Source organism: Maribacter sp. (genome assembly GCF_049667165.1).
GTDB lineage: Bacteria > Bacteroidota > Bacteroidia > Flavobacteriales > Flavobacteriaceae > Maribacter_A.
Genome location: NZ_JBATHS010000038.1, coordinates 1 through 12,419 on the forward strand (window position 1 = coordinate 1; position 12,419 = coordinate 12,419).

Genomic DNA, 12,419 nt, shown 5'->3' on the forward strand with positions numbered 1-12,419 from the left:
GCTGATATTTACACACGATATTTACGAATGATCGGAAAAGATGTTGTCTTTGTCTGTGGAAGTGATGAACATGGTGTTGCCATCTCGATGAAGGCAAAAAAAGAAGGTATTAGCCCTAAAGAGGTCATTGACAAATATGATGGTATTATACGCCAGTCATTTCAAGATTTCGGGATAACGTTCGACAACTACTCTCGTACCTCAAGGGCCGTGCACCATAAAACCGCTTCCGATTTTTTCGTAAAACTTTATAAACAGGGTGATTTTATTGAAGAAACGACCGCCCAGCTATATGATCCTGAAGCCAAACAGTTTTTGGCCGATCGTTTTGTAGTAGGTACCTGCCCTAAATGTGGACATGAAGAGGCATACGGCGATCAGTGTGAAAATTGTGGTTCTACCCTTAACGCCACAGATCTTATAAATCCCAAATCGACGATTACCGGTTCAGATCCTATTACCAAAGAGACTAAACATTGGTTTCTGCCTTTGGACAAATATGAAGATTTTTTACGAAAATGGATTTTGGAAGGGCATAAAAATGACTGGAAGCCAAACGTTTACGGACAGTGTAAATCATGGATCGACGGTGGTTTGGCTCCCCGAGCGGTAACCCGAGACCTCGATTGGGGAATTCCGGTACCCTTGGAAGGCGCCGAGGGCAAAGTACTCTATGTTTGGTTCGATGCCCCAATTGGCTATATTTCCTCTACCAAGGAATGGGCCGAACGTGAAGGAAAGGATTGGGAACCCTATTGGAAACACAAGGACACCAAATTATTGCATTTTATAGGGAAGGATAACATTGTGTTCCACTGTATCATTTTCCCAAGCATCCTAAAGGCACATGGGGACTATATATTGCCGGACAATGTTCCCGCCAACGAATTCTTGAACTTGGAAGGCAACAAACTTTCTACCTCGAAGAACTGGGCGGTTTGGCTGCATGAGTATTTGGAGGAATTTCCCGATATGCAAGATGTATTGCGTTACACCTTAACGGCTAACGCCCCAGAGACCAAGGACAACGACTTTACCTGGAAAGACTTTCAGGCCCGTAACAACAATGAATTGGTAGCTATTTTCGGAAACTTTATCAATCGCGTTGTGGTATTGACCGATAAATATTATGGTGGTCAGGTACCAAGCCCTTCTAAATTTTCAGATATAGATAAAGAGACCTTGGACACCCTGAAAAACTATCCTGCCCTTATTTCAAGTTCCATTGAAAGATACCGCTTTAGGGAAGCCAGTCAGGAACTCATGAACCTGGCCCGTTTGGGCAATAAATATTTGGCCGACGAAGAACCATGGAAGGTCATTAAGGAAGATGCCGAACGTGTAAAAACAATTATGTTCGTAGCCTTACAAATCGCAACAGGATTGGCCGTTCTAAGCGAACCCTTTTTGCCTTTTACTTCCTCTAAATTAAAACATATCTTAAATGTCAGTTCGAGTGATTCGACATCGGAGAATCGTATCGAGAACGGATGGGAGGACGTCGCTTTAAGAGACACTTTGCTGCCTGCCGGCCACCAAATTGGGAAAGCAGAATTATTGTTCCGCAAAGTAGAGGATAACGAAATACAGGCCCAACTCGATAAATTGGAAGCCACCAAAAAAACGAATGAACAAATGAACAAGGAAGTTGAACCACAAAAGGACACCATTACGTTTGATGATTTCACAAAGTTGGATATGCGCGTAGGAACTATCGTGGAAGCAGAAAAAATGCCCAAGGCCAAAAAACTATTGGTACTGAAAGTAGATACAGGATTGGATACTAGAACCATCGTGTCTGGCATTGCGGAGAGTTTTGCCCCGGAAGAAATAATAGGAAAAAAGGTCACTGTTTTGGTCAATCTTGCCCCACGCGCTTTACGTGGCATTGATAGCGAAGGGATGATCTTAATGACCGAAAATGCTGACGGGAAATTGGTTTTTGTCAACCCTGATGAGGATAATGTTGGGAATGGATTGACAATTAAATAGTCTACAATGCAACTCATCCCCTACATCCTAAAACATACCCAACTACCTGAAAAAGGGATAAGCAATACCGTGGCGCTACACAATCAAGATACCACGGTGGAAAACTGTCGAAAAAAGATAGGGTTTAATGCCTTGGAAATGTCGTATTATCCGGTCAAGAGCAGTTAAGACGAATTTGTTATATATATTCGTAATGTCCGGTCGAGCGCAGTCGAGACCTAGATTAAAGCAGTAAACTATAATGAAATTCTACTATGTTTACATATTATTGTGCTCAGATGGATTGACGTATACCGGAATTACAAATGATATCGCAAGAAGATTCGAAGAACACCAAAAAGGTCTGAACAAAACTTGTTTCACCTATAAAAGAAGGCCTGTCGAGTTGATTTTTCAACAAGAGTTCAATGATGTGGAACAAGCGATTTATTTTGAGAAGAAAATTAAAAACTGGAGTGGCAAAAAGAAGCTTGCCCTGGCAAATGGCAAATATGACCTATTACAGATTTTAGCTGAATGCCGAAACGTCACCCATTCCGATTTTAAACCAACTGATACCGATTTAGGTCTCGACTGCGCTCGACCGGACAATACTTAATAAATCCGACTTTAGACAAACACATAAATCAACTCGAAAATATAGTACCCCATGCAACTCATCCCCTACATCCTAAAACATACCCAACTACCTGAAAAAGGGATAAGCAATACCGTGGCACTTCTAAACGAAGATTGCACGGTCCCTTTTATTTCGCGCTATCGAAAAGAACGTACCGGAAATTTGGATGAGGTGCAAATCGGTGCCATAGTCACCTTCAAAGCCCAATTCGAGGCCTTGGAAAAACGAAAGGCGGCGATCATCAAAACCTTGGAAGAGCAAGATGTACTCGACAAGGAACTACATGAAAAAATCAACCATGCCGAGGACTTGATTACCCTTGAAGACCTCTATCTCCCTTTTAAAAAGAGCAAAAAGACCAAGGCCGAAACGGCCCGTAAAAATGGATTGGAACCCTTGGCCAAGACCATCATGGCGCAACGCACGGATGAAATAGAATACGAAGCCTCACGATTTGTAAACAATAACGTCCAAAATGAAGATGAGGCCCTTGAAGGTGCCCGGCATATCATTGCGGAATGGATCAATGAACGAACCGATATTCGAAATCAAATACGCCATCAGCTCGAGAAATCCGCACAAATAACTACAAAGGTCATCGCTGCCAAAAAGGAGGATGAAAAAGCCCAAAAATTCCGGGACTATTTTGATTGGAGCGAATCGTTGAGCCGGTGTCCATCACATCGATTATTGGCCATTCTTAGAGCGGAAAACGAAGGCTTCATTCGCGTAAAGATTGAAATTGACAATGAACAGGCCCTACAAAAAATCGAAGACCGCATATTAAAAAACAACAATGCCTGTTCCTCCCATATTAAAGAGGCCATTCAGGATGCGTATAAACGCCTTTTATTTCCTTCCCTATCGAACGAAACCCTTAAAAGAGCCAAAGAAAAAGCCGATGATGCCGCTATAGAGGTGTTTTCGAAAAACCTGAAACAATTATTATTGGGGGCGCCTTTAGGGGAAAAACGAATTTTGGCCATCGATCCCGGTTTTAGAACGGGTTGTAAAGTAGTCTGCCTAAGTGCACAGGGCGATTTGGAACATAACGAGACCATCTACCCCCATGCGCCCCAAAACGACAGCAAAGGGGCAATCAAAAAAATAAGCTCCTTGACCGATGCCTATAAAATCGAGGCCATAGCGATTGGTAATGGTACGGCATCGCGGGAAACGGAGCAATTGATAAAACGCATTCAATTCAGAAAACCCGTTGAGGTCTTTGTGGTAAGTGAAGCGGGAGCTTCTATCTATTCGGCTTCAAAGATTGCCCGTGATGAATTTCCCAATTATGATGTAACCGTACGCGGGGCAGTTTCCATAGGGAGAAGATTGGCCGACCCCTTGGCCGAATTGGTAAAAATTGACCCAAAATCGATTGGTGTTGGACAATACCAGCACGATGTGGACCAAAACAAACTTAAAACGTCCTTAGACACTGTTGTTGCAAGTTGTGTGAATTCCGTTGGGGTCAATATCAATACGGCAAGTGTTCCTTTATTGAGCTACGTATCGGGCATTGGGGCCAAATTGGCAGAGAATATCGTGACCTTAAGAAATGATCAAGGCCCCTTTGAAAGTAGGGAGGCCATAAAAAATGTACCCCGCTTGGGAGGAAAGGCTTTTGAACAGGGTGCCGCCTTTCTACGTATCAAAGAAGCCAAAAACCCTTTGGATGATTCCGCGGTACATCCTGAAAGCTATGGCATCGTTGAACGAATGGCCAAAGATTTAGGAAAAGGCGTCTCCGACTTGATCGGTAACAAACCCTTGTTACAAGGCATTGATCTGCAACGATATTGCAAGGAAGACATCGGACTGTTTACCTTAAAGGATATCATACAGGAATTGGAAAAACCGGGTTTAGATCGGCGTGAAAAAGCCAAGGTCTTCACCTTCAACCAAAACATAAAAACCATCAATGACCTACACATAGGACAATTACTTCCGGGTATCGTGAACAACATCACCAACTTTGGTTGTTTTGTCGACATCGGTATCAAAGAAAGCGGTCTCATCCATATTTCCAACCTATCGGATTCCTTTGTTAAAGACGTGAATGCCCATGTACACCTGCACCAACAGATCATTGTAAAAGTGCTTGATGTAGACCTGCCCAGGAAACGCATCCAACTAAAATTAAATACATAAATTCTTCTTTGATTTCCATTTCAATAGGGGTACTTTAGTTACCATAATATAACCCATTCCATGAAATCAAACCTTACATTGCTCTTTGCCCTCACCATGGGTGTTGTTTTTTATTCCTGCGGTGAAAAGAAAAACAAATCCACAAGCGATATGCCCGTCCAAATCGAAACCACGGCCTCAAAAATCAATGTCATTTTCGATACCGATGCCAATAATGAGCTGGATGACCAACATGCCCAGGCCTATCTGGTTTTCAACAAAGCGACCTATAATGTCAAGGGAATCACGGTCAACGCCACCTACAACGGGGGGAATGTGCAAAATCATTATGACGAAGCTCAAAGAGTCCTTGAACTTTGTGATTTAAAGGGAGCCATTCCGATTCTAAAAGGCGCCGATGGGAGTTTTGAGGAAATTTCAAGGAATTTCGACCCTAATAATTTTGATGGCCAAGAGGGAATCGATTTTCTCTTGGAAGAGACAAAAAAGGATTCGATAGTCATTGTAGCTGTAGGCAAACTCACCAATATCGCATTGGCCTTGAAAAAAGACCCCGCTTTTGCCCAGAGAACCAAAATTGTTTGGTTGGGGAGCAATTATCCCGATCCAGGGGAGTACAATCAGGACAACGATACCATTGCCATGAATTATGTGTTGAAAAGCACTATTCCTTTTGAAATGGTCACCGTACGCTATGGAAAACCTTCCGGCACAGATGCGGTGCGAGTTACCCAAAAGGAAATCAATTTCCGAATGCCAGGGTTGGGACCCAAGGTAAAAGAGTCTATTGTAGGGCGACATGGGGGTACTTTCAACAATTTTGGGGATTACTCGGTGAGTCTTTTTGAACATATCGACTATCATGGTGATCCCCCATCACGATCACTCTTCGACATGGCCGCAGTGGCTATATTGAAAAATGGGGCGTGGGCGAGGAAGTCCACGATTCCCGCACCCTTGTTCATAGACAATACCTGGGTGGAAAGACCAGATAATATAAGGAAAATAACCATTTGGCAAGATTTTAATAAGGAAAAAATACTGGGTGATTTTTTCGAAACCTTGAAAAATTCCGAAGTCCTCGTGAACCAATGATCTATTATTGAAAAATGATCAAGACTATTCTTTCCACATTGTATATTCAACGTAATTTTCTTTGTAATTTTATACAAAATAAAAATTATGTTATCTGAAAAATTAGAAAAAGCCCTCAACAAACAAATACTGATTGAGGCAGAATCATCACAGGTTTATCTATCAATGGCCTCTTGGGCCGAGGTTAAAGGCTTGGAAGGCATCGCGACTTTTATGTACGACCAATCGGATGAAGAACGTCAGCATATGCTAAAGTTGATAAAATTCGTGAACGAACGTGGAGGTCATGCCAAAGTGTCGACCTTAAAAGCACCAAAATTGGATTTCGGCACCTTCCAAAAGATGTTCAAGGAATTATTGGAACATGAGATTTTTGTATCGAACAGTATCAATGAGCTGGTGCATATCACATTACAGGAAAAGGATTATGCCACACATAATTTTTTACAATGGTATGTCGCTGAGCAGATAGAGGAAGAAGCCTTGGCAAGAACGATCTTGGATAAGATAAACCTTATCGGGAATGACAAGGGTGGTCTTTATCTTTTTGATCGGGATGTGCAAATGATTACGGCCAATAGTGCAGCTTCGAATACGCTCGAGTAAGTTTTAACACTTCTATTTTATTTAGATTGAATAACTAAAAGCAAGTTTAGGGTGCTACTAAGCATATTGATGTGGGCAAAAAGAAAAAAGCACTCAAAAAAGCACTGAAAAAAGAGCTTAAAAAGAAAAAGAAAGCGCATAAAGCTGCACTACAAGAACCAGTGCCACATGGTCATAAGACCGAATGTTGTGACAAGTACCTAAAGCGCGAATCGAAGCGCTGTAAGAAATGTCCCCATCTCATTAAATGATGAAAGTGGCATATTAACTTTTTGGGCACTGAATTCCATGTGTTTTTATAAGGGCAAACTCTAAAAAATATGTACCTTTCTTACTGTAAATACGGGATTCATGTGCATTGAACCGCACTGCCCCATAAAGCCTTAGGTATGAAAAACATCATTTTTTTCGTAGCATTTTTATTTCAAGGTATTGTGTTGTGCCAAACCAAATCGGTGCAATTCTCTCCCCCACTTACGGAAGGGACCCCTGAAAGTGTTGCTATGTCTTCGGAACGCTTGGCCCGGATTGATGACATGTTACGGTCCAATGTCGACCACGGCAATCTCCCTGGGCTGGTTGCCCTTATTGCCCGGAATGGAAAAATCGTTTTTTACAATGCCTATGGTATGGCGGACAACTCCTTGGGCAAAGCCATGGAAACCAATACCATTTTTAGGATTGCCTCCCAATCAAAGGCTATTACCTCCACTGCAGTGATGATCCTATGGGAAGAGGGCAAGTTTAAATTAGACGATCCCATTTCAAAGTACATTCCCGAATTTGGGGAAGCGCAATTATTGGATACCTTCAATGAACAGGACTCGTCCTATACCACAAAACCCGCTGAGGATCAGATAACCATACGGGATTTGATCACCCATACGTCAGGTTTGGGCTATGGCGTAATCGATAGTGATGAACGGTTTAAAAAAATATATGCCAAAGCGGGCATCACGGACCTTTTCACAACCGAGGACATCAGTATTGGGGAAAGTGTCAAGAAATTGGCCAAACTACCGCTGCACCACAACCCTGGTTCCAAATTCACATATAGTGAAGGTTTGGATGTACTGGGATATTTCATTGAGGTTGTATCAGGCAAGCCCTTTGATGAATTTCTGAAATCCCGTATTTTCGATCCTTTGGGGATGAAGGATACTTGGTTCTATCTTCCAAAAAACAAACAAGACCGTTTGGTGACCGTGCAACAAAAAGTGGATGGCAAATGGCAAAAATATCCGATTACTTTCTATGATACCGATTATCCGAAAACGGGGGCGAAACGCTTTTTCTCAGGAGGTGCCGGCCTATCGAGTACGGCCAAGGATTATGCCACTTTTTTACAAATGTATCTCAATAAGGGCGAACTTAATGGCATACGTATATTAAGTCGTACGACGGTACAAAGCATCATGGGCAATCAAGTGGGTGATTTGTTCAGTGAAGGTGGTGATAAATTCTATGGGTTGGCCTTTGGAGTTGTTACCCCCATTGGACAGGATTTGGGGGGTGAAGGCAGTGTGGGCACCTTTGATTGGGGTGGTTATTTCAATACCCAGTATTTTGCTGATCCCAAGGAACAGATTATTGGTATATTAATGAAGCAGACCCAAGGATCCGTACAGGATGAAACGGGCTGGAAGTTTCGGCAAATGGTTGGGGCGGCCGTGGATGATTGAATAATAATTATTATGTAATTCTCCTTTGCTAGTCTGAGCATGGTTGAAGATCTTATTGGCAAATATCAATTTATACGATTTGGATTTGACCGCAATTGAATACCTTGAGTATAGATATCAATTCATACATTGTCAGTCTGAGCGCAGTCGAAGACCTTATGAGTCACAATCAGGCTTATATTTAAAGTGCGTGAAGTTTCTGCATTCAGACAACATTTGAATCCTATTAAAATCATTGTTGATCAAAGCAATTTTCTTTTTTCTAGTCCAACCTTTAAGTTTTTTTTCAAAAAGTATGGCTTGTATCACATCGGTAAACTGCAGAAAGCACTCGATTTTCAAAGGTCTTCTACTGTAAGTATAACAATCTTTGAAATGACCTTGCTGGTGCTGAATCCACCGTTGGTCGAAGTTACTGGTAATTCCTATATAAAATGAATCATCAGTACATCTCAAGATATATACAAAATAGGTTTTCATAATTGCTTTGCATTACATCCCTTCGACTGCGCTCAGGATGACATTCAAGATATATATGATTTCTATTTACCATCGACAATCAAATCCTAATGGGTCGCGTGCTTATGTTGACATTTAGAATAAATCCAAAAAAAAGCCCCGTATAATTACGGGGCTCAGATTTAACATTCTACTTCCCTAACATCAGCAGCTCATTACATCTTATCTCGGTAATGTATCTTTTATCACCCTCTTTGGTTTCATAGGAGCGGTGTGTCAATTTCCCTTCCACGGCAACCTCGTTGCCTTTCGCCAAATAGTTCTCAACGATCTCTGCCGTTTTCCCCCAGGCGACCACATTGTGCCATTGGGTATCGGTGACCTTTTCCCCTTTGGCATTTTTGTAGGTTTCATTGGTAGCGATTGAGAATTTGGCCAATTTGCTACCGCCATCCAAGTTTACGATTTCAGGGTCGTTACCCAAGTTTCCAATCAACTGTACTTTGTTTCTAAGTGCGTTCATAATACTAAATTTTAAGTGTTAAACAGTTAATGCCATCGAACCTCCTTGATTCGACACCACAAACCTAACACCCCGAAAATCTTTTATTCGGTTGTAAAATAATTACTTTCGTTTGTAAACGGATGTATTCGTTTGTAAACTTTTTTAGACCTGATAATCAAATATTTACAAAATTTAACGACCTTACAAATTTTTATTTTCTTTAATACACTAAAAAAAGATGCAGGCATTTATATACATTCTGGGACAAGTGTAGAAAGTAGTTTGTCAAATTTATAGATCGGAATTCTACCAAATCCCAAGCCTTATCCCTAAACCAACCCTATATCTAACACGCATTAAATCAATCTATGGTACAATATGATCTAATTCATATATAGAAACCTTCAATATTTGTTTTAGAAGCGGGCATCCTTTAATTTTGATAAAGGAGATGTAGGTGCGTTATACGTTAGGGTTGACCTCATCATCCGGAATAGTCTGGGTATCTTGAAAAACGGGTTATTCGGAACAAGGCTGAACCCTGCTGTTACTATATTTACATATCAACAGAAACCGACCAACCCACGGAATGAATGGCCCATATAGTGCGCGCTCATTGACCGTTATCAAATTTACTCAAGCCAATACATATAACCATGCTTAAAACTTCTAGATTCCACCAAAACCTATTTTACCTCATGCTACCTGTTTTCTTAGCCAATTGTGGAAATGACCCGTCAGTTACAGAGATCGACCTGCACCAAAATTGGACCTTCAAAAAAGCCTCTGATACATTATGGAACAAGGCGACTGTCCCTGGTACCGTACATACCGATTTGATCGAAATCGGGGAAATTCCAGACCCTTACTACCGCTTGAACGAGCATGACCTACAATGGATCGATAAGGAAGATTGGGAATATAAAACACTTTTCACCGTTCCGAAGGAAATACTGGCCAAAGAACATATAGCACTCGATTTTTCAGGACTCGATACCTACAGCAAGATATACCTCAATGATTCCTTGATACTGCAGACCGACAATATGTTCCGGAATTATACGGTCGAGGTGAAGTCCCTATTACAGAAAGGGGAGAACAGTTTACATATCCTGTTCGAATCACCGATCAACAAGGGCTTGGAAAAATATGATGCCCTAGGCTATAAGATCCCCGTCTCTGACAATGACCTTGCAAAAATCGGCAAGGTTGAAGGCGAAAAACAAGTAAGCATCTTTACCCGTAAAGCAGGCTATCATTTTGGGTGGGACTGGGGACCCCGCTTGGTGACCTCCGGTGTTTGGCGCCCTATACAACTCCGAAGTTATAACCATCATAGAATCGATGATCTTTTCATTCAGCAAGAAACCCTTGGCGAAAAGGCCAGGCTCACAGCACAGATCGAATTGAGTGCAACCGAAAACGATGACAAAACCAACATCGAGATTGTTGTAAACGACTCCATAGTAAAGACCCAAGAGGTCGCACTCGTAGCAGGAAAGAATAAGTTCAACATTCCGTTTGAGATTGAAAACCCGCGATTATGGTGGCCCAACGGTATGGGAGAACAGGTACTCTACACGATTGGTGTCCGCGTAATCGCTGATTCCTATGTGGACAAAAAATCCCATAAAATTGGGCTACGAACGATAGAACTTGTTAGGGAGCCTGATGCCATCGGGGCCTCGTTCTACTTTAAGGTAAATGGCCATCCCGTATTTATGAAAGGAGCGAATTACATTCCCCAAGATGTCTTCCTACCGCGGGCCAAACAGGCCGAATACGAACATATTTTATCCTCCGCCCAAGAAGCGAATATGAATATGCTACGTGTTTGGGGCGGTGGTATCTATGAAGATGATAGGTTCTACCAAATGTGCGACGAAAAGGGACTCCTTGTATGGCAAGATTTTATGTTCGCCTGTGCCATGTTTCCCGGGGACGCCACCTTTCTCGACAATGTAAGACAAGAGGCCATAGACAACGTGAAAAGATTGCGTAACCATACGTCAATCGCGCTTTGGTGTGGCAATAATGAAATTCTGTCTGCTTGGGAAAACTGGGGTTGGAAAAATCAGGTTGCCCAAGAGCAATCCCAGCAAATTGCCGATACCATTTGGAAGGCCTATGATGATATCTTCCATAAGATACTTCCAGAGGTTGTCAAGGAATTCGACAGCAGCCGTGCGTATTGGCCGTCTTCCCCCGAAAGTGATTTTGGGGAGCCGGAATCCTTAGTAAAAGGGGATGCCCACTATTGGATGGTCTGGTGGGGCAAGGAACCCTTTGAAAAATACACTACCGAAATCCCCCGTTTTATGTCAGAATATGGGTTTCAATCCTTTCCTGAAATGGCAAGCGTTGCAAAATATACGGTTCCCGAAGATTATGATATCTATTCCGAGGTCATGACCTCACATCAAAGATCAAGCATCGGCAATGTAACCATTGAAGAGTATATGCTCCGCGATTATAAGAAACCGAAAGACTTTGAAAATTTTCTATATGTAAGTCAGTTATTGCAGGCCCATGGTATTAAAATAGGAATCGAGGCCCATCGTAGAAATCGAGACCGCTGTATGGGTAGCCTGTACTGGCAAATCAACGACTGTTGGCCGGTAGCTTCTTGGTCCAGTATCGATTACTATGGCAAATGGAAAGCGCTTCATTATGAAGCAAAAAAATCTTTCGAAAATTTCTTGATCACTTTTGAAGATAAGGCAGATAGCTTAAAGGTTTACATCGTCTCGGATTCCCTACAGCCCCTTGATGCAAAATTAAAGCTTCGCTTGCTCGATTTTGATGGCAATGAGATCAACCAATGGGAAGAACAGGTTGTTGTAGCACCCAACCAATCAAAGTCCTATCTTGTTATCCCAAAACGAGATTTGACCAACAGTAATATTCCGAAAAATGTACTCTTACAGGGTGAGATGATCGTTGACGAAAAGGTGCATACCGAGAATGTGCGCTATTTATCCCCTTATAAATCCCTCGATTTTCCCGATCCGGAACTTTCTTTCTCGGTACAAGAAAATACAACCAGTTTTGAAGTAACTTTAAGTGCCCGAAAATTGGCCAAGAATGTCTTTATATCCTCTGGATCCGATGCCAATTTCTCGGATAATTATTTTGATATGCTACCGAACACCAAAAAAACGGTTACCATTGAAAAAAGTGAGAACGAAGATTTAGATTCATTTAAAAATAACCTTAAGGTGATCACCTTGGTGGACACCTTTACCCCGGATTCATAAAGAGAAAAATAAATCACGATAAAATCTAAATTCAATCCCTTTAACCCTAA

The 12,419-nt window shown here is 41.8% G+C and carries 10 protein-coding genes; 8 read left to right on the plus strand and 2 right to left on the minus strand.

Translation table 11 applies throughout. From position 1 onward, the window contains the following. The 7 genes from metG to WBM98_RS01950 all read left to right on the plus strand — a co-directional run. Positions 1-1,992 (plus strand): methionine--tRNA ligase (gene metG, locus WBM98_RS01920; RefSeq protein ID WP_424364336.1); only part of this gene is annotated, 1,992 nt, incomplete at its 5' end. A 6-nt stretch (positions 1,993-1,998) separates the two neighbouring features. After that, the gene (locus tag WBM98_RS01925; protein ID WP_424364337.1) at positions 1,999-2,160 is read left to right on the plus strand and encodes a hypothetical protein; all 162 of its coding nucleotides are present in this window, start codon (positions 1,999-2,001) and stop codon (positions 2,158-2,160) included. A 73-nt stretch (positions 2,161-2,233) separates the two neighbouring features. Beyond that, positions 2,234-2,590, plus strand: coding sequence for a GIY-YIG nuclease family protein (locus tag WBM98_RS01930; RefSeq protein ID WP_424364338.1), 357 nt, complete (start codon positions 2,234-2,236; stop codon positions 2,588-2,590). 51 nt (positions 2,591-2,641) lie between these two features. Further along, positions 2,642-4,765, plus strand: a complete 2,124-nt coding sequence (locus WBM98_RS01935) for a Tex family protein (protein ID WP_424364339.1) — start codon at positions 2,642-2,644, stop codon at positions 4,763-4,765. A gap of 60 nt (positions 4,766-4,825) precedes the next feature. Then, a complete protein-coding gene (locus tag WBM98_RS01940) occupies positions 4,826-5,860 on the plus strand; it encodes a nucleoside hydrolase (protein WP_424364340.1) in 1,035 nt (344 codons plus the stop codon). An 87-nt stretch (positions 5,861-5,947) separates the two neighbouring features. Continuing rightward, on the plus strand, positions 5,948-6,466 hold the full coding sequence (locus tag WBM98_RS01945) for a ferritin (protein WP_424364341.1): 519 nt from the start codon (positions 5,948-5,950) through the stop codon (positions 6,464-6,466). Between the two features lie 389 nt (positions 6,467-6,855). After that, positions 6,856-8,148: a serine hydrolase domain-containing protein gene (locus WBM98_RS01950; RefSeq protein WP_424364342.1), complete on the plus strand. Its 1,293-nt coding sequence runs from the start codon at positions 6,856-6,858 to the stop codon at positions 8,146-8,148. 156 nt (positions 8,149-8,304) lie between these two features. Here the strand turns inward: WBM98_RS01950 and WBM98_RS01955 are convergent, their stop codons facing one another. Both WBM98_RS01955 and WBM98_RS01960 read right to left on the minus strand, forming a co-directional pair. Then, a complete protein-coding gene (locus tag WBM98_RS01955; protein WP_424364343.1) occupies positions 8,305-8,628 on the minus strand; it encodes a GIY-YIG nuclease family protein in 324 nt (107 codons plus the stop codon). A 169-nt stretch (positions 8,629-8,797) separates the two neighbouring features. Further along, positions 8,798-9,130 carry a single-stranded DNA-binding protein gene (locus tag WBM98_RS01960; RefSeq protein WP_424364344.1) on the minus strand — a complete coding sequence of 111 codons (333 nt, stop codon included), beginning with the start codon at positions 9,128-9,130 and terminating at the stop codon, positions 8,798-8,800. A gap of 680 nt (positions 9,131-9,810) precedes the next feature. Here WBM98_RS01960 and WBM98_RS01965 point away from each other — a divergent pair. Beyond that, the gene (locus WBM98_RS01965) at positions 9,811-12,369 is read left to right on the plus strand and encodes a beta-mannosidase (RefSeq protein WP_424364345.1); all 2,559 of its coding nucleotides are present in this window, start codon (positions 9,811-9,813) and stop codon (positions 12,367-12,369) included. Positions 12,370-12,419 lie beyond the last annotated feature (50 nt).

Coding starts and splice junctions, on each gene's coding strand:
- WBM98_RS01925 (WP_424364337.1), top strand. CDS start 1,999: ATGCAACTCATCCCCTACATCCTAAAACATACCCAACTACCTGAAAAA.
- WBM98_RS01930 (WP_424364338.1), top strand. CDS start 2,234: ATGAAATTCTACTATGTTTACATATTATTGTGCTCAGATGGATTGACG.
- WBM98_RS01935 (WP_424364339.1), top strand. CDS start 2,642: ATGCAACTCATCCCCTACATCCTAAAACATACCCAACTACCTGAAAAA.
- WBM98_RS01940 (WP_424364340.1), top strand. CDS start 4,826: ATGAAATCAAACCTTACATTGCTCTTTGCCCTCACCATGGGTGTTGTT.
- WBM98_RS01945 (WP_424364341.1), top strand. CDS start 5,948: ATGTTATCTGAAAAATTAGAAAAAGCCCTCAACAAACAAATACTGATT.
- WBM98_RS01950 (WP_424364342.1), top strand. CDS start 6,856: ATGAAAAACATCATTTTTTTCGTAGCATTTTTATTTCAAGGTATTGTG.
- WBM98_RS01955 (WP_424364343.1), bottom strand. CDS start 8,628: ATGAAAACCTATTTTGTATATATCTTGAGATGTACTGATGATTCATTT.
- WBM98_RS01960 (WP_424364344.1), bottom strand. CDS start 9,130: ATGAACGCACTTAGAAACAAAGTACAGTTGATTGGAAACTTGGGTAAC.
- WBM98_RS01965 (WP_424364345.1), top strand. CDS start 9,811: ATGCTACCTGTTTTCTTAGCCAATTGTGGAAATGACCCGTCAGTTACA.